This window comes from Lactobacillus sp. C449L (assembly GCF_059900815.1).
Genome location: NZ_JBWXGA010000001.1, coordinates 360,644 through 382,894 on the forward strand (window position 1 = coordinate 360,644; position 22,251 = coordinate 382,894).

23 protein-coding genes are annotated in these 22,251 nt (G+C 36.9%); all 23 read right to left on the minus strand.

What is annotated here, in order from left to right; genetic code table 11:
* Positions 1 to 86 precede the first annotated feature (86 nt).
* Positions 87 to 878, minus strand: coding sequence for a hypothetical protein (locus tag AC2JF9_RS01710; protein WP_500724976.1), 792 nt, complete (start codon positions 876 to 878; stop codon positions 87 to 89).
* Positions 879 to 886: 8 nt separating this feature from the next.
* Entirely contained in the window at positions 887 to 1,603 is a 717-nt protein-coding gene (locus AC2JF9_RS01715) for an ATP-binding cassette domain-containing protein (RefSeq protein WP_500724977.1), read from the minus strand.
* 88 nt (positions 1,604 to 1,691) lie between these two features.
* Positions 1,692 to 2,081: a DUF1828 domain-containing protein gene (locus AC2JF9_RS01720; RefSeq protein ID WP_500724979.1), complete on the minus strand. Its 390-nt coding sequence runs from the start codon at positions 2,079 to 2,081 to the stop codon at positions 1,692 to 1,694.
* Positions 2,081 to 4,453 carry an SF1B family DNA helicase RecD2 gene (gene recD2, locus AC2JF9_RS01725; protein ID WP_500724980.1) on the minus strand — a complete coding sequence of 791 codons (2,373 nt, stop codon included), beginning with the start codon at positions 4,451 to 4,453 and terminating at the stop codon, positions 2,081 to 2,083. The genes AC2JF9_RS01720 and recD2 overlap by 1 nt, the downstream gene beginning before the upstream one ends.
* Entirely contained in the window at positions 4,446 to 5,096 is a 651-nt protein-coding gene (locus tag AC2JF9_RS01730) for a tetratricopeptide repeat protein (protein ID WP_500724982.1), read from the minus strand. The genes recD2 and AC2JF9_RS01730 overlap by 8 nt, the downstream gene beginning before the upstream one ends.
* Positions 5,093 to 5,749, minus strand: a complete 657-nt coding sequence (locus AC2JF9_RS01735; protein WP_500724983.1) for a histidine phosphatase family protein — start codon at positions 5,747 to 5,749, stop codon at positions 5,093 to 5,095. The genes AC2JF9_RS01730 and AC2JF9_RS01735 overlap by 4 nt, the downstream gene beginning before the upstream one ends.
* Before the next feature lie 242 nt (positions 5,750 to 5,991).
* Complete coding sequence (gene mnmA, locus AC2JF9_RS01740; protein WP_500724984.1) at positions 5,992 to 7,116, minus strand: tRNA 2-thiouridine(34) synthase MnmA; 1,125 nt, start codon at positions 7,114 to 7,116, stop codon at positions 5,992 to 5,994.
* A gap of 5 nt (positions 7,117 to 7,121) precedes the next feature.
* Complete coding sequence (locus tag AC2JF9_RS01745) at positions 7,122 to 7,463, minus strand: DUF1831 domain-containing protein (RefSeq protein WP_500724986.1); 342 nt, start codon at positions 7,461 to 7,463, stop codon at positions 7,122 to 7,124.
* 50 nt (positions 7,464 to 7,513) lie between these two features.
* Positions 7,514 to 8,674, minus strand: a complete 1,161-nt coding sequence (locus AC2JF9_RS01750) for a cysteine desulfurase family protein (protein WP_500724987.1) — start codon at positions 8,672 to 8,674, stop codon at positions 7,514 to 7,516.
* Position 8,675: 1 nt separating this feature from the next.
* Positions 8,676 to 9,371 (minus strand): 5'-methylthioadenosine/adenosylhomocysteine nucleosidase, encoded by a 696-nt coding sequence (locus AC2JF9_RS01755; protein ID WP_500724988.1) that lies wholly within the window; start codon positions 9,369 to 9,371, stop codon positions 8,676 to 8,678.
* Positions 9,372 to 9,390: 19 nt separating this feature from the next.
* Positions 9,391 to 9,765 carry a hypothetical protein gene (locus AC2JF9_RS01760; protein WP_500724989.1) on the minus strand — a complete coding sequence of 125 codons (375 nt, stop codon included), beginning with the start codon at positions 9,763 to 9,765 and terminating at the stop codon, positions 9,391 to 9,393.
* A 1-nt stretch (position 9,766) separates the two neighbouring features.
* Positions 9,767 to 10,330, minus strand: coding sequence for an NUDIX hydrolase (locus AC2JF9_RS01765; RefSeq protein ID WP_500724990.1), 564 nt, complete (start codon positions 10,328 to 10,330; stop codon positions 9,767 to 9,769).
* On the minus strand, positions 10,331 to 10,552 hold the full coding sequence (locus AC2JF9_RS01770; RefSeq protein WP_500724991.1) for a cold-shock protein: 222 nt from the start codon (positions 10,550 to 10,552) through the stop codon (positions 10,331 to 10,333).
* On the minus strand, positions 10,552 to 13,341 hold the full coding sequence (ileS, locus tag AC2JF9_RS01775) for an isoleucine--tRNA ligase (RefSeq protein ID WP_500724992.1): 2,790 nt from the start codon (positions 13,339 to 13,341) through the stop codon (positions 10,552 to 10,554). The genes AC2JF9_RS01770 and ileS overlap by 1 nt, the downstream gene beginning before the upstream one ends.
* A gap of 225 nt (positions 13,342 to 13,566) precedes the next feature.
* Positions 13,567 to 14,394, minus strand: coding sequence for a DivIVA domain-containing protein (locus AC2JF9_RS01780; RefSeq protein WP_500724994.1), 828 nt, complete (start codon positions 14,392 to 14,394; stop codon positions 13,567 to 13,569).
* Entirely contained in the window at positions 14,358 to 15,185 is an 828-nt protein-coding gene (locus AC2JF9_RS01785) for a YlmH family RNA-binding protein (RefSeq protein WP_500724995.1), read from the minus strand. The genes AC2JF9_RS01780 and AC2JF9_RS01785 overlap by 37 nt, the downstream gene beginning before the upstream one ends.
* Positions 15,186 to 15,386: 201 nt before the next feature.
* On the minus strand, positions 15,387 to 15,692 hold the full coding sequence (locus AC2JF9_RS01790) for a YggT family protein (RefSeq protein ID WP_500724997.1): 306 nt from the start codon (positions 15,690 to 15,692) through the stop codon (positions 15,387 to 15,389).
* Positions 15,692 to 16,132: a cell division protein SepF gene (locus AC2JF9_RS01795; RefSeq protein WP_500724999.1), complete on the minus strand. Its 441-nt coding sequence runs from the start codon at positions 16,130 to 16,132 to the stop codon at positions 15,692 to 15,694. Before AC2JF9_RS01795 ends, AC2JF9_RS01790 begins: the two co-directional genes overlap by 1 nt.
* Positions 16,133 to 16,146: 14 nt before the next feature.
* Complete coding sequence (gene ftsZ / locus AC2JF9_RS01800; RefSeq protein ID WP_500725000.1) at positions 16,147 to 17,454, minus strand: cell division protein FtsZ; 1,308 nt, start codon at positions 17,452 to 17,454, stop codon at positions 16,147 to 16,149.
* A gap of 15 nt (positions 17,455 to 17,469) precedes the next feature.
* The gene (gene ftsA, locus AC2JF9_RS01805) at positions 17,470 to 18,828 is read right to left on the minus strand and encodes a cell division protein FtsA (RefSeq protein WP_500725001.1); all 1,359 of its coding nucleotides are present in this window, start codon (positions 18,826 to 18,828) and stop codon (positions 17,470 to 17,472) included.
* A gap of 59 nt (positions 18,829 to 18,887) precedes the next feature.
* Positions 18,888 to 19,739: a cell division protein FtsQ/DivIB gene (locus AC2JF9_RS01810; protein WP_500725002.1), complete on the minus strand. Its 852-nt coding sequence runs from the start codon at positions 19,737 to 19,739 to the stop codon at positions 18,888 to 18,890.
* 15 nt (positions 19,740 to 19,754) lie between these two features.
* Positions 19,755 to 20,861, minus strand: coding sequence for an undecaprenyldiphospho-muramoylpentapeptide beta-N-acetylglucosaminyltransferase (murG, locus tag AC2JF9_RS01815; RefSeq protein ID WP_500725003.1), 1,107 nt, complete (start codon positions 20,859 to 20,861; stop codon positions 19,755 to 19,757).
* 1 nt (position 20,862) lies between these two features.
* Entirely contained in the window at positions 20,863 to 22,242 is a 1,380-nt protein-coding gene (murD, locus tag AC2JF9_RS01820) for a UDP-N-acetylmuramoyl-L-alanine--D-glutamate ligase (protein ID WP_500725005.1), read from the minus strand.
* Positions 22,243 to 22,251: the final 9 nt, after the last annotated feature.

Sequence of the window (22,251 nt, forward strand, 5' to 3'; positions counted from 1 at the left end):
TGCTTTCTTTATAAACTACTTAATTCTCTTACTAAAGTATAACAAAAATCGCTGTTAAACCCAAGCTAAGTTCAGTCAATTTCTTTTTAGAACGCATCAAATGACCCTGTTTTACGCTCTTTTTCAATGCAGTAGTTAAAGATAAAAATTCCGATCAATAACCAAACTAAATTAACCACTACATACATCAAAAAACTAATACCTGAAACACTACGACCTAAAAAGAGCTTTCTAACCATTTCTACACCGCCAACATAAGGAATGACTTCTTGAAAGACACTGAAAACGGGAAGATAAACATTAGATACCATTACTAAAAGAGCTTGAAGAACAGTAGCCCATTGTCCCATCCGTTTAAAACGAATGGAACCTGAGGCAAAAATCATTCCTATTCCAAACATCCCTATATTGGAAATAAATGAAAAAACAAAAGAAAGCAAAAAGACACTTAATAATTGACCAAAGGTAAAGTCCGCAAAAAAGCTCGCAATTATGCCAATCAGCAACAAATAAATCCAAACGAAAATATTCTCAACAATTGTTTGAATTAAGTAGATTAGCCATAAGGGAAAAATAGACTGCGCTTCCGTTTCAAATATCCCACTTAGCTCATCGTTTTCGACCTTGTTGCTGCAAGAGCCTAATGCAGAAATACCAATACCCCAAAATAGATAACCAATCATAGTAATTAGTATTCCTTCTTTAGTGCCATACTGTTTGCCTAGCTCTGAAGAATTGCTACCGAATAAAATTATTAAAAATGCTCCAGCGTAGATAATCAGTTCGGTAATTGTTGCATTCATATACCGTAATCGGATTTTAAACTGTAGTTTTACTTGCACCCAAAACAGGGTGGCAATTTGCTTGAGCATTTGCATATAGTTACCTACTTTTCTAATTTGTATAAACTGTGATAGTTAGATATTAGTTCTGCTTCTTTTAATTTATGCCCTACTTTTTCTGCTATTATGCCGTCTTTCAGAAATAAATAGTAGTCAACTACACCGGACAACATTTGCGTATCATGCGAAGAAACAAAAATTAATTTATGATGTTTATTTTTTAGTTCTACAATAAACTCAGCCAAATCTTCTTGCGCCGCAATGTCTAACCCGTTTGAGGGTTCATCCATAAGTAATATATCTGTTCCCATTGCTGCCCCTACCAGTACCGCAGCCTTTTTCTTTTGACCAGTTGACAGTTCTTGATAAATTTTAGGTAAACAATCCGAGAAGTTTAATCCTTTGGCCAAAAGCTTAATGTTCTTTTCTGCATTCGATATGTCAAAACCTTTAATAGAAGAAAAATACATGCAGTTTTCTAAAGTGCTTAGACGATTAATCAGTCCTCGTTCACCGGATGCAATAAATGAAGTATGCTGACCAGCCCATTTATTATAGCTAACATTAGTTTGATCAGAACTTAAACTACCGCCACTTGGTGATAAAACTCCTGCAAGCAGTCGTAACATCGTAGATTTTCCCACTCCGTTTGGACCAATTAAGCCAATAACTGCAGGAGTTTCGGGAATCAATAAATTAATATCACGTAGAATCAGTTTTTTTCTGTAACTCTTACTTAAGTTATTAAAAATTATTGCCATCTAGATACCCTCAATCCCTGCTATATTAAAATATAATTCAATCATATTTTAATATTGCTGTCAAAAAGCAAGGAAATCGTTCCTGGCTTTATCCTAAATAAGAGACTGCTACTATTAGCTGAGCTAGTGCCATAATTACTTCAACAAGATGTTCCTTATCAGTTTGCTTCCAAATTTCACCACTTGTTTGATCAAATTGAAAACCAGCAGCTGTAGCTAGTTCACTTGCCAATTCGTAAATCTCTTCATCACTAGCGCCAGGATCGATTTTAAATAAAGTCCGACTATCATCACCTATACGATAATCATTTTCGTTCTTTTGGACAAAACAATAAATAGTTTCACCAAGCGAGTCTTTTTCAGTCATAGCAACCTCTAAGGTGTCACCACTTACTCGACATACTTGCGTGTGCTCAGTCACCCAGGCGCCCATTTCAGCTAGGATATTTTGTTCTTCAGAATTTACTTGTTCATGCATTAGTCAGTCTCCTGTTTTGCTTCCAACTTAACATTTTGCATTCCAATCATCGGATCTATTTTTCCAGAATAAATCAATTCAGCGGTAAGAAGATAATCTGTTGTCTCTGAAAGTTCAGTCTTATTAATTGGCAATTCATCAGAATCAGCTTTTTCAGTTGCAGTTTTGGAAGTGACGACATCAAGTTGCTGTTGCAATTTTTCACTTAAACCAGTTTGACGGTCATTACCGGAATTGTTTAATGCCATTATATACGCACGCGGATCACCGATTAAAACGAGATTTTTTTCTGCTCGAGTAACTGCGGTGTACAATAAATTTCGTTTAAGCATAACGTAATTTTGCATTGTTAGACTCAAAATCACCAGCGGAAATTCAGAACCTTGAGCTTTGTGAATGGTAATGGCATATGCCCGAGTTAAATCAAATAAGTCCTTTTTACTAAAACTAATTTCACGTCCGTCAAAATCTGCCGTCATACATTTTTGAGGATTTTTTTCATCAATTGATATGATTTTGCCGATTTGACCATTATAAATGTCTTTTTCCGGGTTGTTCTGCAACTGTAAGATGCGATCACCAATCCTGAAAGTTTCGTCGTGAATCTCAAGTGTCTTACTTTTGGGTTTAGCCGGATTCATGATTTGCTGAATAACATTATTTAAGTTGTTAACGCCCCCATCACCTTGATACATTGCACCTAAAACCTGAATGTCGTCTTGGCTAAAGCCATGCTGCAAAGCTCGTTGGACAATTTGGCTAACCACATGGTCAACTTCATGCGGCGGACAAGAAATAAAAGAATAGTTATTAGTCTTTTTAAACAGCGATTGCTGATCATTTACTTCATTAATATCGTGAGCTAAGGTAATAATACTAGAATCATCACCTTGTCGGTGAATCTGCTTTAGCACAGTCGTCGGAAAAACATTTGCTTTTATTAAATCGCTAAAAACATTGCCAGCACCTACTGAAGGCAACTGGTCTTTGTCTCCCACAAAAACCACATGCTTAGTGTCTTCAATGCTAGAAATCAGTTGCTTAAACAGAAACATATCAACCATTGACATCTCATCGATGATTAAAATCTCGCCATTAAGTTCATTTAAATCCGTAGCATCATTTTCCCCAATTCCAAGGCCTAACATCCGATGAATGGTTTTTGCGGTAATTCCAGTAATTTCTTCCATTCTTTTGGCTGCTCGCCCGGTTGGAGCAGCTAGTAAAAATGGTGGGTCACTACTATATAAAGCTGAGGCGGGAATATCAGCCAAATCACGAAGTGCCAGCAAAATTCCATTTATAATCGTAGTCTTTCCTGTACCTGGTCCACCAGTAAGAATTGAGATCGGATTAGTTAGTGCCTTTTTGATTGCCAGTTTTTGCGTGAGATCATATTTAATCTTTAATTGTTTTTCTGCTTTTTCGATAGCTTCATCAATTGCTTGATCTTCAAATTGTTCGTCTTCACTTCGACGGTTAACTAAATTTTTCATTGTCAGAGCAATATCACTCTCAGCAGCAAAAATATTTTGTAAGGCTGCTTTTTCCCCTGATACAACAACTTTTCCATCATGCTGAAGCTGGTTTACACAAGTAGCTATTGGATCAAACTGACTAATCTGTAAAAGCTTACTAGCTTCTGTCAATAAGTATGTGAGTTCAACGTAAGTATTACCTGATTGACTTAACTCGTCAGTTAAAATTTGAAAAACTGCCCCATTAATGCGACGCGAATCGTCAGCACTGATTCCCAGTTCACTACCTAGTCGATCAGCACTTTTAAAAGCATAACCAGTTACGTCAGCAATAGGAGCATATGGATCAGCTTCCAATTTATCTAAAGTTTCCCCATGATATACTTGATAAAGCCGATCAGCAACTTTCTTATTAAGACCAAACTGCGCAAGCTTTAATACTATCTCAGAATACGAGTCCATGGAGTTGACACCATTAATAAGACTATCTTTTTGCTTTTTAGTTAACGGCAAAGTTGCTGCTTTACCAGGATTCGCCTTTAAAACCGTAAGTGCATCAACCCCCAGAGTAGAAATAATGGTGTCTGCTGCTTTCTTCCCAATTCCTGGAAACTTATCTGAACTTAAATAGCGATTCAGGCTTCCTTTTTCATGAGGCAGCGATTGCTTATAATGATCGCAGCGAAATTGCAAACCAAATTTGTTATGAACAATCAATTTGCCTTCAAAATGATATGTTCCGCCTTCTTGAATATCTCCAAAACTGCCAGTTACTTTAATTTCTTCACGGTCATAATCTGCTAGTTTCCCAATGATAGTCACATCGAGGATTTTGTATAAATCCTGGTCGTTTTCAAAAACTACGCGATTGATTTTTCCAGTAAATTCAGTCATTTGTCTTTCCTGCATCTTTAACCATTTTTAAAACCGCTTCATACTCTTTTTTAGCCTGGGCAAAAAACTTAGAATCTTGCTTTTTAGATATATTTAAAAACTCTTCTGCTTGATCACGATTATCAGAGAAGACGGTTATTCCCAACATAAAGTTAACCTTTGCACTTCGGTTATTGGAATCAATTTGTTTATAACTTGATTCAGCTTTTTTCAATTCTCCCAGACTCAGCCAAATATCACCAAGTAGCTCTCTTACCCGATCATCAGTGTTTTTAATTGTTAACGCATGAGCTAAGGCCTTTTGATTTTGACCAAGCTTTAGAAAAACCAACGCTTTTTGGTATAGAACTAAATCATCGTTGGGTATCTGATCTAATAGACGCAGTGCATGATCAAAATCACCTTGCATATAATAACAAACAGCCAAATCGTAATCCAAATCTTGTGGCTTTTTTACTAGCTGCTTGGCCTGTTCAAGCAGCTGGGTAGCTTGATCGAAGCTACCTTGCTCAATCAATAAGGTCGCAAGTTTAAGATAGTTCTCAGTTTTTTGGGGGCTAGCATCAATTTTGGTAACTAACTGCTGAATTTGTCGATTTGTTTCCTTATTTTCAGCAGTATTGTTATTTTGCTTTTTGATCATAGTGAATCCGTTCCCGTAATTTTTCTTCCTAAAAAATCAGTTTTATTCCAAACAATTAGTTTAAAAGTAATACCATCATTTGTTTCTAAAATAGTCAAACTGGTATTACTCAGAGCACCATTTCGACGAATATCCTTTAGCGGATAATTTAATAGTCCACCCATAATTGCTCCAAGGGCTGCGCCATGGCTAACTGCAATCACTTTATCATTAGAATGGGAGTGGTTATGCGCTACTTCTTTGGCAAAGCTTTTGCCACGTTCAATAACTGCTGGATAATCTTCACCTGCGATACTCTTTCCATCGTATTTATCAGGCCTATTCCATATATCATCAACTTGCTCAGGGTATTTAACCAGGGCTTCATCAAATTTTAGCCCTTCCATTAGTCCCATATCAAACTCACGCAAACGTTCATCTTTGTTGATAGGTAAGGTTATTCCCATGCTTTCTTTTAAACCAATAGCAGTATTTAATGCCCGGTTTAAAGGACTAGAATATAAACCAACAAATTTAGTTTTTTTAAGATAATTGCCAAGTTCTTTTATGTCAGCTAAACTCTGCGGTAAAAGAGGTGAATCACCGTGCGCTCCTTGAAATCTTTTCTCTAAATTCCATTCGGTTTTACCATGTCTGACAAAATAAATTTGCATGCTTTATTAACTTCTCCTCCTCATCATTACTTTTCCAGTTTATCATTTAATAGAGTTAAACGAGAAGAAATTCTGACTTAACATAGCAAGAATATCTTAATTCACGCGAACAAGAACCAAAAATTAAGACCCTACTATCTAAATCGTTAAACACTTTATTTTTTAGCAATTTCGAAAATCAAAGTACTTAAAAATTGATAAACAAAAATAGGAAAATGAAAAATGACACTTTCCTATTAAAACTAAACTAATTGTAGCTTATTTTCATTTTTATACGCACAATCAATATTTCCGCCGCCAAGACACTCTTCGCCATTATATAAAACTAAGGCCTGACCAGGTGTGACTGCTCGCGCAGGTTCATCAAAATAAACCGTTGCTGAATTGCTGTCAGCATGATATTCAACTGTGACACTAACATCAGGCTGGCGATATCTAAATTTTGCACTACAGTGTATTTTGAAGTCATGATCTGGCCGACCAGTGAAAAATGACATTTCGCTAGCTTCAAGCTTGGTTGCGTACAAAAGCTCGCTGTCGTAACCCTGCTCAACAATCAACTCGTTTTTAGTTAAATCCTTGCCAACAACAAACCAAGGTGCAGTGGATTCTTTAGTCGATCCCAAGCCAAGGCCTGAACGTTGACCAATAGTGTAATACATTAGTCCTGCATGTTCACCAACGACTGAACCGTCAGGAGTTACCATTTTACCCGCCTTAGCGGGGAGAAACTCCGTCAAAAACTTCTGAAAGTTTCTTTCTCCAATGAAGCAAATTCCAGTTGAATCCTTTTTCTTGGCATTAATTAATCCATTTTCGATAGCAATTTGGCGAACTTGAGGTTTAGTTAAATTTGCTAATGGAAATATCACTCGACTAATTTGTTCTTGACTTAACTGACTCAGAAAGTAAGTTTGATCCTTATTACCGTCTTTAGGTCGCATCATATGAGTAACACCATTTTCATCAGTTACCGTCTTAGCGTAGTGACCCATAGCAATGTAATCAGCATCAAGGTTCAACGCAAATTCGAGAAATGATTTAAACTTTATTTGACTATTACACATTACATCAGGATTTGGCGTACGGCCTTTTTTGTATTCACTTAAGAAATACTCAAAAACACGATGCCAATATTCTTTTTCGAAGTTAATTGAATAGTACGGAATTCCAATTTGATCCGCTACTTTTTTAACGTCCTCATAGTCTTCAGTTACAGTGCAAACGCCACTGTCATCAGTATCGTCCCAATTTTTCATGAATACGCCAATAACGTCGTAACCCTGCTGTTTAAGCAGCAAAGCTGAAACGGATGAATCTACTCCGCCACTCATACCAACAACAACCCTAGTCTTCTTTTTTGTCAACTAAATCAATCCTTTACCGCAATAATAATATTACGCTCTTCTAAGTCCTTCAATATATAGTTTAAAAGTTCAACTGTAGGTGCCAACTGTTTATTCTTAAAAATATTAACTTTTTTGAGACCATTCTGGTCCGTAACAACCATTGTTAGACGCTTTAGGTCCTTATCAATAGTCATCTTAAGCTTGGTTGGCGCATCATAAGGCGATTCATTATAAAGCGGATGCTCGTAATTAAAATTACCCTTAGTCGTCTTAACGAAACCTGCATCAATCAGAGCATATAGTTTCAAATCAGGACTAAGCGTAAATTTTCGCTGATCGCCATTAATTTCAACAGTGTTTGCCATAGTTTTACCTCTTACTTACTAATAATAAGTTACATTGTTTTAAAAAGCAACTACTTTTGTTTGTCTTGAATTTTGCTAACAATATTGATTAGCTGCTCCGCAAAACGCATGACTTCTTCGTCAGTGTTATAGCGTCCAAAAGAAATCCGAATTGACTCAGTAATGCGCGGAGAGTTTTTACCAAAACAAGCAATCAAAACATGAGATGGTTCAATTGAGCCAGCTGTACATGCCGAACCACCGGAAACAGCAAAACCAGCCAAATCAAGGTTAGTTTGTAAAACGGTAGTTGACACATTTTTTAGCCACAGATTCAGAACATGATGGGACGCTTTCTCGCTAATTCCACCATTAACTTGATACTTAATTTTAGCATTATCTAATTTTTTCAAAATTATTTTTTGAAAATGACGATATCTGCTTTGCAATTCTGTTTTGTCAAAACTTGCTGCTTCGCGGACTGCTTCACCAAAGCCAGCAATACCAGGCACATTTTCAGTCCCAGCTCGTCTTTTAGTTTCCTGATCACCGCCATAAATTAATGAAGGTAATTTAACATTGGAGTCGATATATAAAAAACCTAAAAATTTTGGTCCATTGATTTTATGTGCCGAAGCCGATAAGAAATTAATCTTCATTTCATCAACATCTATGTCGATATTGCCTAACCCTTGAACGGCATCAACGTGGTAATATGCATTACTTTGGGCGACAATTTCCCCGATTTGTTTCAAAGGATTAATAATCCCGATTTCATTGTTGACTGCCATAATCGATACCAAAATAGTATCAGGAGTCAAAAAGTGTTTTAACTGCTCAAGCGAAATACAGCCATTCTCATCAACATCAAGATAAATTACTTCATAACCTTCTTGTTCGAGCTGCTTCATCGGTTGTAAAACTGACGGATGTTCTATTTTTGTGGTAATGACACGCTTTCCTATTTCTTTTCGGCTATGTGCAGTCCCAAAAATTACATTATTATTGCTTTCAGTACCACCTGATGTAAAGACTATTTCATTATCTTTGGCATGAATTGCCTTAGCAATTTGACTACGCGCTTGATCAACTGTATGACGAGCTTGTCGTCCTATTTCGTATGTACTTGAAGCATTACCAAAATCTTGTTTCATTTCGTTGGTAATTATTTCAATAACCTTGGGCGACATTGGAGTTGTAGCTGCATTATCTAAATATATTTCTTTACTCATTTTATTTTATCTTTTCCAAGTAAGCGCATATCTGCTTAGCTGCCTTTGCTCCTACTTTCTTAGCCAGCTGATCAAAGTCCTCATTTGCACCGTCATTGCCATTATCAGATATTGCTCTCATTGCAATTAGCGGCTTGTTAAAATGATAAGCAACTTGAGCAAAAGCGGCACCTTCCATTTCAACACATAAGGCTTTTGGAAAATTCAACTTAATGGTTTCTTTTTGAGCATCAGATCCGATAAAAGAGTCGCCAGTAACTACTAGTCCTTCATCATAAGAAACACACTGATCATTTAAAAAATCAGCGAACTTTTCTTTCTGAGGCGAATTTAAGCTAAAAGTGGCTGGTTCACCGGGAATCTGTCCTTCAACGTAATTGCCCGCAAGAGTGTTATGCGCATCGTGATAAGCAAACGAACTTGCGAGCACGATATCTTCTTTATGCACATGGTTTTGCAATGATCCGGCAGTACCAGTCATGAACACTGCATCAACATCAACTCGACTTAAAAGGCTAGTCAAATTCATTGCAGCTTGCACTTTACCAATTCCGCTCAACCCAACATATATGTCATTGTGATTAACGCAAAAATGCTCGAACATTGTAGATCCGAACATTTCCTTGTTACCAGAGCGAAAATACTTGTGATAATACTCAGCCTCAATTTCCATTGGGACAATAATTGCTATCTTCATTTTACCCTCGTTTAATAATCTATAAATGAAACAATGCCAATAATACCAACACAATTAAAACAAACACAATTATTATTGCATGATTCAACTTCTTTTTCAGTCTCAATGCTTTATCTTGACTTGACAGAGATTGGTTATGCGCTTCACGCTTGAAGGATGAATCTTCTTTTTTCTCTTGGTCAGCGTCACGATTGCCCTGCTCATTTCGTCGTTTCCGACCTTCACTTTCCCGTTGCTGATTAATTTGCACATTATCTTGATCAGTTCGAGTAAATTCAGGATTAACATCGACTTCTTGATTATCATCGTCAAAAGCAGATTTTATTGTATTCAAAAATCCTCTATTTTTTTGATGTTTAGCCTTTTTACGGTATTCCGATCGTTTTTCAGTCATTTTATTCCTCAGCGTCTACACCAGTTAAGAGCATGTTTTCCCACACACTCATTGCGTACAATGTTTTAGCGTCGACAATTTTACCTTGAGCAGAAAGCAATTTTAATTCTTCAAGACTATACCAGTGACTAGTTAAAAATTCATCACTGTCAAGTGGTTTTTTATCGACTAATTTTGTTAGCGTATCACAATAAAATAAGTATAATTTTTCATTAGTAAAACCAGGGGATGAATAAAATTCAGTTATCTTCTCCCAGTAATCAGCGCGATAGCCGCCTTCTTCATTTAACTCACGTTTCATTGCGTCCAAGGGACTTGCATCAGTTTCATCAATCAAACCAGCTGGAATTTCCAAAGTCAATTCCTTTATCGGCTCACGCCACTGCTCAACTAATAGCATTTCTTGCTTATCATTTACTGCAATAGCTGCTGCTGCAGGCTTATGCTGCACAATCTCTCTAGTTGCGGTTTCACCATTTGGCAACTTAATCGTTCTAACTGAGAGATCAACTATTCGTCCCGAAAAAATCTGTTTTGAAGAAATTTCAGTTTCTGTTAAATCCATTTATTCACTTTCCTGTAAATCGGCTAAGTATACATTTACACACTGCAAGCCATTTTTTCCCTGAGCAAGTTGGTATTTTACCTTTTGCCCTACTCGAAGGCGACGATATCCTTCTTCCTTAATTGCTGTATAAAAAACAAAATACGATTTGTGATTTTCTTCGTCTTCAATAAAACCAAAACTACTGTTTTGGTCAAATTGCTTTACTGTTCCTAAACGCATTACTCTTCCAATCCTTCTTGGACAGCTTCAGGATAATCGGTTTTAACTATCTCAGCACAACGTCCACATAACATCGGCATATCTTTGTCTTTGCCAATATCTGTTCTAATCATTCGGCAACGAGGACAAACTTCACCTTCAGCGCGTTCTACAATAAATGAACCATTTCCTAAATGTTCAGCATTTGCAGGTGCTTCACCATTGGCAATTGTTAGTTTTGAAACAATTAAGATCTGTCTGAAATCAGCATCCAGTTTATTTAGCACTGCTTGAGTTTCCTGATCAGGATAAATCGTAACTGCTGCTTCAAATGACTTACCAATTAGCTTTTCATCACGGGCTTCTTCCAGTACTTTAAGAACGTCATCACGAAGATTCATAAATTTCTGCCAATTTTCAAGTAATTCATCATGATTATCATATTCTACTACATCAGGCATTTCAGCAAGTTGCACATAATTTTCTTTTTCTTTTAAAAATGACCAAATTTCTTCCATCGTATGCGGCAAAATTGGTGTTAAAGTTTTAGCCAATTTCACAGCAGCATCGTAGATAACAGTTTGCATTGAACGTCTAGCGTGACTATTTTCACCTTCGATATATAAAACATCTTTAGCAAAATCCAAATAAAATGCGGAAAGCTCGTTTGAAATAAACGAAAATACTCTCTTATACACGTTATTAAAATCATACTTTCCATATGACTCAAGACAAATTTTCACTAAGTCATTCAAACGAACTTCTAGGTATTGATCAATCGAGTTAAGATCTTGATACGCAACTCGATCTTTTTCAGGTTCAAAGTCAGAAGTATTTGCCAGCATATAGCGGAAAGTATTTCTGATTTTACGGTAACTTTCAGCAGTTTGTTGTAAAATGTCCTGCGAAACAGCAACATCAGAAGTTGCGTCCACTGAAGCAACCCACAAACGAATAATCTCAGCACCCATTTTCTTAATGACATCATCTGGCACAATTACATTGCCAAGTGACTTAGACATTTTGTGTCCCTTGTCATCCAAAACAAATCCTTGAGACAGAATACCACGATATGGGGCAATTCCTGTTGTAGCAACCGAAGTAATCAAACTAGAATTAAACCAGCCACGGTACTGATCACTGCCTTCAAGATAAAGGTCTGCTGGGAAACGTAAGTTATCTCTTGCTGCCATCACAGCTTGATGTGAGGATCCAGAATCAAACCAAACATCTAAAATATCGGTCTCTTTTCTAAACTCACCGTGAGGAGAATGCTCAGAAGTAAAACCATCAGGGAGTAGTTCCTTTGCGGTATGTTTGTACCAAGCATTAGAACCTTCCTTTGCAAAGATTTGGGCAATATGCTCAATTGTTTCAGAAGTCACGATTGGAGTATCATCTTCAGCATAGAAAATTGGTAATGGAACTCCCCATGCCCGTTGACGGGAAATTACCCAATCACCGCGGTCTTTAATCATGTTGTGCAAGCGTAATTTACCCCATGACGGAGTAAAGTTTACTTGGTCAATTTGATCAAGAATTTGCTGACGACATTTTTCAATCGAAGCAAACCACTGAGTAGTTGCACGATAGATTACTGGCTTTTTGGTACGCCAATCATGAGGATAAGAGTGCGTAAAGAAGCTCAGTTTGAGTAAATTACCTGATTTTTCTAATTTCTCGGCAACGACTTTATTTGCGTCATCGTAGAACATGCCAACTAAATCAGGATCTGGTACTTCTTTAGTGAAGCATCCTTTGTTGTCCATCGGACTAAATACTGGCAAACCGTATTTTTGTGCAACGTTGTAATCATCTTCACCAAAGCCAGAAGCAGTATGAACTAAACCAGTACCATCGTCAGCAGTAACATGCGGTGCATTCATCAAAAGGACATCCTGACCATAAAGCGGATGAGTTGCAAGCATGCGGTCCATATCAGTACCTTTCAGATGCTGCTCAGTTTCATAATCTTTCCAACCTAATGTTTCAGCTACTGCTTGCAAACGCTCAGTGCCAACAACATAACGTTTATCACCAACTTTGACTACTGAATAGTCAAAACCTGGATTAACTGTAATTCCTTGGTTTGCCGGAATAGTCCACGGCGTCGTAGTCCAAATTAGAAAGTAAGTTCTTTCCGAATCTAAAATTCCCTTTCCGTCCTTAACTGGAAACGCAACATAAATCGATGGTGATTTTACATCATGGTATTCAACTTCTGCCTCAGCGAGAGTTGACTCACTGGAAGGAGACCAATAAACCGGTTTTTTACCCTTGTAAATATATCCTTTTTCGTACATTTTACCAAATACACGAATTTCTTCGGCTTCATACTCAGGCTGAAGCGTTATATAAGGATGATCCCAATCGCCCATGACACCTAAACGCTTAAAATCAGCCATTTGCTTTTTGACTTCTTTTCTAGCAAAGTCTTCGCAAAGCTGACGATATTCTGCTTGGCTCATTTTTTTACGATCTACGCCTTGCTTTGTCAATTGTTGCTCAATAGGTAACCCATGTGTATCCCAACCAGGAACATAAGGCGCACAGTATCCGCTCATATTTTTAAATCGAATAATGATATCCTTGGAAATCTTGTTTAAAGCATGACCCATATGAATATTACCATTGGCAAACGGAGGACCATCGTGTAAGTCAAAGTGCGGCTTACCTTCATTTAGTTTTAGTCGCTGTTCATATAGCTTATTTTCATCCCATTGCTTTTGCCACTCAGCTTCTCTAACGGGCAGATTTCCCCGCATCTTAAACTTGGTTTTACCCAGATTTAGCGTATCTCTTACTCTCATTTTAAATTTCCTTTCTATAAAAAAACCTCGTCCTTTAAATTAGGGCGAGGTTTTTCATCGTGGTACCACCTAAATTGAGTTATCAAACTCCACTTAATAACTGCGTATCGTGCAGCTGACGAAATAAACTAGAATTATGACAGCTGATCAACTTTTTAGCTCTTGCACTAGTCTCACACCAACACTAATTCGCTGAATTGCTTAAAAAGTTTTACTGCCCGCTTATTAATTATGATTTTTATAATCATCAGGGAAAATTATTGTTGTTCCTGATGGACCTGACAGTTGATCAGAATCATTAGTTAAATCGCTAATTGCTTCTGAGTTTGGACTGTCCCCTTCCATTGGCTTAGGCTCATCCGTATTTTCTACTTTATCTTTTTCATCATCAATATTATCTTCAACGATGTTATCTTCAAAGTTTACTTCAATATCCCCGCCGTTGTCAACCTCATCGTCTTCATCGTCATCTTCATCAACTTCTTCTTCAGCATCAACTAAAGTAATTGGCTCGGCACCATCTGGCGGATAAAAGCGCTCAGTTGAGAAGTACTCATCAAGAGCTTTTTGCCAATCATCGTCATTTAAGTTTGCAATGGCTTTTTGCAAAAGATCTTGAATATAACTTCGATATCCAGCAACTTCACGTTTTACCCGTTCATAATCAGATTTTATGGTTTCCAATTGTTGACGTTGATAGTCCGTATCAATTTCAGCTTGAGCTGCCTTGTCATTCGCTGCAACTGTCGCATTGTCGACAATTTTAGTAGCTTTCTTGTGAGCTTCTTCAACCTGCTCTTTGATGCTTTGCTCTTGTTGTTGATAGTTAATTACCTGACTTTGCAGTTGATTAACCTGACTCATTAAGCGTGTAACTTCATTTTTTAAGTCAATATTATCATCAAGTAAATTTCCATATTCGTCGACTATTTGATCCAAAAATACATCAACTTCATGTCTGTCGTAACCACTAAGTCCTCTTTTTTTGAACTCCTTATTATGAATATCCATTGGAGTCAATGTTTTTTTTGCTTGTTCTTCTTTGTTTGCCAAAGTTTTAGCACCACCTTAAATTTACCTTTTTTAGTTGTTCTAAGGTCTAAAATCTGGCATCTGCCAAAATGTCTCAGACTTAGAATATCATTTTCTTTTACTATTATATTAGAATCCTTTGTTACATGCCAATTTAATTTTACTAAATTATCAGCAATTGCCTCTTTTATTTGCCGTCTGCTTTTATTACTAACACCAGATAAAACTGCGTCAAGCCTGAGAGCTGAACTAATAACTGATAGTTCAATCGCATTATCCTCAGGAATAAGAACTTCTCGGTTCAAAATTGGCCTTATTCTAACCTGAGTTCTACCAATTTGTCTAACTTCATTTTGAAAATGATTTAGTAATTCGCTTTTAACAAAAAACTGCCACTTTCCTTGACCATCAGTAATAATATCGCCAAAAGTATCCGTCTCAATACCGGAATTGGCTAAACTACCAAGAATTTCACCATGACTTAGTTGATTGTACTTATAAGAATAATCAATTTTACAGGCACTGATACTATAGTCCCTAAATCTAAGATTTTTCCCATCTTCAGAAATATACACGCGTTTTTTTTCAGCTTCAGGATAGCCACCATATTCTTGGATAATCAATGTATCTGCAGCAAGCATCTTTAGTGTATCTCTTTGTCCTGGATTTAAAAAATCAGTTAGCACTGTTTGATGATGATAAGTTACATTAGTTAATAACCCAGCTAATTTATCAACGTCTTTAGCATCATCTGGATTATTTCCGTACAGTACTTTTTTTGCATAGTTGCGGCGTTTAATAATGTCGTCCAAATTTACATACGTTCCTCAAAACTATTTTCCGAATAATACAATATACTCTATTCTTACAAGCTTTCAAGCTCAGAAGCACTTTATAGTTCATTTTAATTTAGATGTACATTTGTTATCAGCCATCCTTATTTATCGAAAGAATAAGGATTCTGTAACTAAATTAAATGATAAAAAAAGCAGCCGCAGCTGCATAAATTGTATCTATCTCACAAAAATTCTTAATAAAATGTTAAGTACCCATTTTAATACATAATCTTGCACAAAATAAAGTAATAACAAGCCGATTAAAAAGGAAACATCTATACCGGTTGATTGGGTCAAATTTTGAATTATTCCTTTACGGAATATATTGACATAGGGGTCAATTATTCGATTTAGAAATCTACCAACTACTGAGTCTCGTAAAGACGGAACCCAACTTAAAATGGCATCGATTACCATAATGATGCTATATATCCAAATCAGCCAGTTGATAGCTTCAATCACATAGTATATTATTGTTGCCATTAGCTCAGATTATCTTCCTTGTCGACTAAATCACTAATTTTGCCATTAGTTACAAATTTAGGCGGAGTAGCTAAAAAGATGCGATCACCAATACGTTGAATTTCACCATTTAAAGCGTAAACAGTACCAGTAATAAAGTCAACGATTCTGCGCGCAGAGGAATCTTCCATCCTACTAAAATTAATGACTACTGCTTTGTTGTTCAACAAGTTTTGCGCAACTTCTTTTGCATCAGAATATACTCGAGGCTCATATAGAACAATCTTACTTTTAGCAGAATTAACTCCAGATTTGATGGAAACTACTTTATCAGAATCGATGCCATTAGATTGAATACTATCTTCATCACCGACCCTAGTATCATCTAGATACTCTTCATCTAGCATCTCATCTTCTTCATCTGAAACGCCGAAAAATTTGCCTATTTTACTAAAAGCCATCTTTTTACCTCCTATTAGTTTTCACCGCGGTGTCTAAAAAATGGAATATCATCTACATCGTCGTCATCCAAAGCACTTGTTTCAATCTGAGAAATGCTGCTTTGATCATCATCAGTAAATGAACTTTGCCTTTGATCTTGTTCAATACTATCTGCAGATGCGCGCCTAGTTTCTTGATCATTACTATCTAATCCCCAAACACTAGTTGGGTCAACCATTGTCGAATGCTTAGCAGCATTATCGTCAGAAGCAGATTGCTCAACAACTTGTTCTTGTTCAGAAACTTCAGAAGTTACTTGATCACCTGGCTGAGCCTTAACCTTATGACCCTGACCAGGTAACTGTTTTGAAGCCTCTTCTTCAGCCATTGAGCTAATTCCGGTTGCAATAACTGTGACAACAACTTCATCACCTAGGTTAGGGTTAATTGAGGTACCAAAGATAATGTTTACATCATCGCCAGCGGCTTTTGAAACAATGTCAGAAGCATCTTGAGCCTCAAATAACGTCAAATCTGGTCCACCAGTAATATTCAATAGGACTTGCCTTGCTCCATCAATCGATACTTCAAGAAGTGGAGAAGAAATTGCCAGCTTAGTAGCTTCAACTGTTCTGTTTTCGCCGCTAGCCCGGCCAATACCCATAAGGGCGGCTCCTTGATTTTCCATGACCGTTTTAACATCGGCAAAATCCAAGTTAACATAATCAGTTGAAGTAATTAAGTCAGAAATTCCTTGAACACCCTGTTTTAACACGTTGTCGGCTTCTTTAAAAGCATCCATCATCGGTGTCTTCTTATCAACCATTTCAAGTAGACGATTGTTAGCAATAATTACTAAAGTGTCAACATATTGCTTTAATTCAGAAATACCCTCAGTGGCATTTTTAGAACGCTTGGGACCCTCAAATGTGAACGGACGAGTAACAACCCCAACTGTTAATGCACCTGTTTCACGAGCAATTTTGGCCACAACCGGAGCAGCACCAGTACCAGTACCACCACCCATTCCAGCAGTGATAAAAATCATGTCAGCACCCTTTAGGGCATCTTCAATTGTTTGCTCGCTTTCTTCAGCAGCTTTTTGACCAACATCAGGGTGTGAGCCAGCACCAAGTCCTCTTGTTAGTTTAGGTCCAAGCTGTATTTTAGTTTCTGCTTTATTACTGTTTAATGCCTGAACATCCGTGTTAGCCGCAACAAAGGAAACTCCTTGTACGCCATCATCGATCATTCGATTGACAGCATTACCACCAGCGCCACCGACACCAATCACTTTGATGACTGCATTTTTATTGTCATCTGAATCGAATGTGAAATCCATCTATATTAACCACCTTTAATCAAAGAATTTCTTAAAGAAATTCCCAATGCCTCTATCTTTATTTTGCGTATCTTTTTTCGATTTGCTTTGCGCTCTTCGTTCACGCTTTAGCAACTCATGTCTATTATATTCTTCTTTTCCTTGGTTTTCATTACTAGTTACCGGTCTTTTTGAATTTTTAGTAATTTTTTCAGTTGTTTCTTCAGTTTCACCTAAGGCGTTCTTTCCATAAATTGCACTAATAACCAGGAAATCAATATCAGACATTTTATATGCATAGTTAACTATACCATACGCTGCAGAATATACTGGATTACGCATCCCAATTTGGTCAGGTTGATATACTCTGGTCTTAACATTAAATTCAGAAGCTACTATATCATCGCAGCCTTGAAGCAAGCTGCTACCACCCGTAATGACGATACCACCCGGTAATTTTAAAGCGTCATGCTTTACTAAGCCTTTTTCAATGCGTTTAACCGTTTGTAAAACACGAGCATTGATAATCCGACTAAGATATACTTCATCAACCATCTGTTGACCATTAGAGCCGACACTGTTCACTGCAAACTTGTTTTTCTCAGAAGCTAAATTTGGATCCGCATAACCGTAGTCAAGTTTAATCTGTTCAGCATCTTTTTTCGACACACTGAGAACTGCAGAAATATCATTTGTTATGTCACTGCCGCCTTCAAAATCAATATTGGCGTACTTGATTTGACCGTTATGAATTACGGTAGCAGTAGTTATTCCACCACCTAAATCAAGAATAACTGACCCAAAAGTACGTTCACTCTCATCTAGAGCAACGCTAGCAATTGCGAGTGGCGTTGGAATAAAGAAGTTATTTTGATACCCAGCCCGTTCAATTGCTTTTTTAATGTTGTGAAGTGGACTAGCAGGTGCAGTTAGCATAATTCCATGAACTGCTAACGAATGAGCAATCATCTTGCGTGGGTCATCAACTTCAGTTTTGCCATCAATTAGAAACCGACTTGGTAAAAAAGCAATTGGCTCGCGCTCGCTCTTGACCGCCGACTTAATAGCCGCCTGTACTACACGCCTAACATCATTGTTGCCAACTTCTTGACCATTATCGCTAACACTAATCATGTCACTAGCTGTTTCCAGTTGCAACATTCCAACTGGAATTCCCGTCACTACACGATAAATATTTGCATTAGTTTTTTTGGCAATTTCTTTTAATGCACGACTAATCGCATTAGCAGTTTCATCGATGTCTACGATATTGCCATGCCGCATTCCTTTATTGGGAATCACAACGGCACCAATTACTTTGCCAGAGTCAGCTACAACCGCTTTAACACTAGTGGTACCTATATCTAGTCCCACCAAAAGATTCGTATTGTCCAAAAATTAGCCCCCCTCGATGTTCTCTTAAAATTTTAACATAAAAAAATGATAAATTCAGCTTATGTTAAGCCATACGCACGCTTCTCACTTGGAGTGAGTGGTCGACTATAAGCGCCCACTTCCAAATCAATCAAGCTATTTTTTCCAACTTTAGTTTTTATTTCATTATAATACTTTAGTTTACTTTTGAGGGTAGAAGCACTGCCGATAACTACATTGCCATCTTTCATAACAAAAATGACTTGCGATTTGCGTCGAGTATTCCCACTTAAAAGCTTGATTTGACTACGAAAGTCACTAGGCAAGCTGTTAAATAATTTAAGATTATTTTTTAATGAAACTTCGTGATTATAACCAATAAATACAGGCTTATCTTGGCTTATTTTATTCCAAGATAATAACTGTGTACCTAGTTTACCATTTGTTAGAATTTTACAATAGCCTTTTTCTTTCTTAATATAGCCTATTGTACTATATTCATTTACTTTTAAAACAAGTTGATTAAAATGATTTACTCGAACATCAACATTTTTGACTTCAGTATATTTATTTGTCAACTTACCACTAACATCATTCAAATGGAGTAAGTAGTCAATTGTCTTGTCGCTGGCAGTAATACCTGAATTTTGAACAACTTCTTTAACTGGTAAATCATCTGCACCTTCAATTTTTACGCTACCGACATTGGCCAATGGTGAAATATAATAGCCTAAAGCAATAATACAAATTAATGAAATAGTCACAATTAAGCCCAGACGCTTAACTAAAGCGGTTTTTCGTTCACTTTGAAGCCTTGAAAGTGAGGCAGAAACTTTAGTTTGGTATTTTCTTTTTCCTTGGTTAGATTGATGCTCCAAATATGGTGACAGTTTCTCATTAGGATCAATTTTGGTTACACGCTTCTTTGCCAACTGCCTCACCTCCTTTTATTTTGAAATTTCTTCCATTACTTTAATAACCTGATCCGAAGCATCAGGCACTCCTAATTTTTTGGATGCTACACTCATTTCATCTGCATATTTACTATCAAGTAAAATATGATCAATTGAAGAAATAAAATTGTTGGGATTTAAATCTTCTTCAGCAATAACTGTTGCTGCACCCGCTTTTTCAAGATCAAGGGCGTTTTTCATTTGGTGATTATGAGTAACATTTGGACTAGGAATCAAAATTGCCGGTACACCAAGTGCTGTGAATTCAGCAATACTGGTTGCTCCAGAGCGTGAAACTACGCAGGTCATTTTAGGAAGAAGAGCTGGCATGTCTTTAACGTAAGGTAAGATCTTAATGCTATTACCATAATCAACTCCAGCGAGCTTTTTTTGAATCTCTTCGTAATAATAAGTACCCGTGACCCAAATGACCTGATACGGTTTATGCTCCAGTTTGGTAAGTGATTTAAGCACCACCCGATTAATCGCTAAAGAACCGCGCGATCCACCAAAGATTAAAACAGTTGGGGTTTGAGGATTTAATCCCCATTCAGTTTGCAAATCGACTTTTGAAGCAGCTAAACCTAGAACTTGTTGAGAGCGCGGATTACCTGTTTTAACCAACTTTTTCTTTTCAGAAAATTGTCTAGCGGCATCATCAAAAGTGTAACAAATTCTGTCAACATAGTGCCCTAAAAACTTGTTAGCAACACCAACTATCGAATTTGATTCATGAATCATGGTAGGAATATTCATTTTCGCCGCAGCAAAAACAATTGCTCCACTCACATAGCCGCCAGTACCCACTACAACATCTGGTTTGAAATCTGTAACAATCTTCTTGGCTTTTTTTGTCGCTTTAACAAATAAATTAATAGTTGTAAAATTGTTCAATAAATGTTTACGAGAAAAACCCTGAATCTCGAGCGTAGCAAAGTTTACACCTGCTGCTGGAACGATTTTAGCTTCCAATCCTTTTTGAGTACCGACAAAGAGAATTTCGTCATCAGTAGTAAGGTTTTTTTCTTTTAAGCGCTCAATTAATGCCAAAATTGGATAAATGTGGCCACCAGTTCCGCCACCAGTAAAAATAATTCTCATTTTATTTCGTCTTTAGTTCCTTCACAAATTTAACAAAATAATCGCCACGTTCTTCAAATGATCTGAACTGATCCCAAGATGCACAAGCGGGGGAAAATAACAATACATCACCAGGTTCGGTAAGCTCATATGCTCTAGGGACCGCTTCTTGCAATTTGTTTTCAATTACAATATTGCTAATGCCAGCTTTACGGGCAGCGTCGGCAAGTAAATACCGCGTTTCGCCGTATAAAACAACTGCCTTTACATGCTTTTTTAGAACTGGAACCAAAGAATCAAATTTAAAACCACGATCTAAGCCACCTGCTATTAATACCTCTGGTTCACTAAAGGAAGGAATTGCAACCGATGCTGCTTCAATATTAGTAGACTTCGAATCATTATATATTTTCCGCCCTTCTAATGTCATAACATATTGCAGTCGGTGTTCTGCTCCAGTAAAAGTGGTCAATGTAGAGCGAATATCATCTTTATCAGCACCCATAATTTGAGCGATTGCACAAGCTACAAGAGCATTTTGCTGATTGTGAATTCCGGGCATTTTCATTTCACTTGCTTTTATTATTTTTTCATTTTTATTTTGTAAATATCCTTCAGCAATGAAGTAATCAGCTTGTCGATCGTTTTCTGAAAAAGTCCGGATTTTCGCCTTTGTTACTTCTTTTTCTTTTTTAAAAATTTCTTTTTGATCATAATTAGCTAAAAAATAATTATCTGCTGATTGCGTGCGCGTGACATTTAGCTTTGCCTCAGTATAGTTAGCAAAAGTTTTATGGTAATCAAGATGAACATTGTTATAAATATCAATAATTGCGGCAACTTTAGGATTAATGTCCGTTACACCCATTAATTGAAAACTAGAAATTTCCACAACTAAAATATCGCCTTCACTTACTTTAGTAACAGCTTCAGAAATAGGCAAACCAATATTTCCTACCGCATAAGCATGGTGTCCAGATTTTACTAAATGATGCTCCAAAATCTGTTGAGTAAGCATAACTGTAGTAGTTTTACCATTAGAACCAGTTACGCATACGTAAGGGGCTTCACTTACACTTAAAGCAACTTCAGGTTCAGTAATGATTGGAATTTTGAGGCTCAGTGCCTTTTGCACCATTGGATTATCATATGGAATTCCAGGGTTTTTAACCAAAAAGTCAAAATGCTCTTTTGAAAGTAAATTGACTGGATGCTTACCTCCAATTACACGGACTCCCATTTTCTTTAAATCTAGCGCATGCTCATCTTGATCTAGTTCAGCCTTATCATTCAAGGTCAGCTTTGCACCAAGTTTAAGTAACAACATACTTACTGCAAAACCGCTCTTGCCAAGACCTAAAACTAAAATATTTTTGTTTTGATAAGTGTCAATCTGCCTCATTTTCTACTT

Bases quoted from the DNA above. Each gene is read 5' to 3' on its own strand.
- murG (WP_500725003.1), bottom strand. From the start codon at position 20,861: ATGAGAATTATTTTTACTGGTGGCGGAACTGGTGGCCACATTTATCCA.
- AC2JF9_RS01730 (WP_500724982.1), bottom strand. From the start codon at position 5,096: ATGATCAAAAAGCAAAATAACAATACTGCTGAAAATAAGGAAACAAAT.
- AC2JF9_RS01790 (WP_500724997.1), bottom strand. From the start codon at position 15,692: ATGGCAACAATAATATACTATGTGATTGAAGCTATCAACTGGCTGATT.
- AC2JF9_RS01750 (WP_500724987.1), bottom strand. From the start codon at position 8,674: ATGAGTAAAGAAATATATTTAGATAATGCAGCTACAACTCCAATGTCG.
- AC2JF9_RS01770 (WP_500724991.1), bottom strand. From the start codon at position 10,552: ATGCGTTTAGGAACAGTAAAGCAATTTGACCAAAACAGTAGTTTTGGT.
- murD (WP_500725005.1), bottom strand. From the start codon at position 22,242: ATGAGGCAGATTGACACTTATCAAAACAAAAATATTTTAGTTTTAGGT.
- AC2JF9_RS01795 (WP_500724999.1), bottom strand. From the start codon at position 16,132: ATGGCTTTTAGTAAAATAGGCAAATTTTTCGGCGTTTCAGATGAAGAA.
- AC2JF9_RS01735 (WP_500724983.1), bottom strand. From the start codon at position 5,749: ATGCAAATTTATTTTGTCAGACATGGTAAAACCGAATGGAATTTAGAG.
- AC2JF9_RS01720 (WP_500724979.1), bottom strand. From the start codon at position 2,081: ATGCATGAACAAGTAAATTCTGAAGAACAAAATATCCTAGCTGAAATG.
- ileS (WP_500724992.1), bottom strand. From the start codon at position 13,341: ATGAGAGTAAGAGATACGCTAAATCTGGGTAAAACCAAGTTTAAGATG.
- AC2JF9_RS01760 (WP_500724989.1), bottom strand. From the start codon at position 9,765: ATGACTGAAAAACGATCGGAATACCGTAAAAAGGCTAAACATCAAAAA.
- AC2JF9_RS01765 (WP_500724990.1), bottom strand. From the start codon at position 10,330: ATGGATTTAACAGAAACTGAAATTTCTTCAAAACAGATTTTTTCGGGA.
- AC2JF9_RS01755 (WP_500724988.1), bottom strand. From the start codon at position 9,371: ATGAAGATAGCAATTATTGTCCCAATGGAAATTGAGGCTGAGTATTAT.
- AC2JF9_RS01745 (WP_500724986.1), bottom strand. From the start codon at position 7,463: ATGGCAAACACTGTTGAAATTAATGGCGATCAGCGAAAATTTACGCTT.
- recD2 (WP_500724980.1), bottom strand. From the start codon at position 4,453: ATGACTGAATTTACTGGAAAAATCAATCGCGTAGTTTTTGAAAACGAC.
- AC2JF9_RS01710 (WP_500724976.1), bottom strand. From the start codon at position 878: ATGCAAATGCTCAAGCAAATTGCCACCCTGTTTTGGGTGCAAGTAAAA.
- ftsZ (WP_500725000.1), bottom strand. From the start codon at position 17,454: ATGGATTTCACATTCGATTCAGATGACAATAAAAATGCAGTCATCAAA.
- AC2JF9_RS01715 (WP_500724977.1), bottom strand. From the start codon at position 1,603: ATGGCAATAATTTTTAATAACTTAAGTAAGAGTTACAGAAAAAAACTG.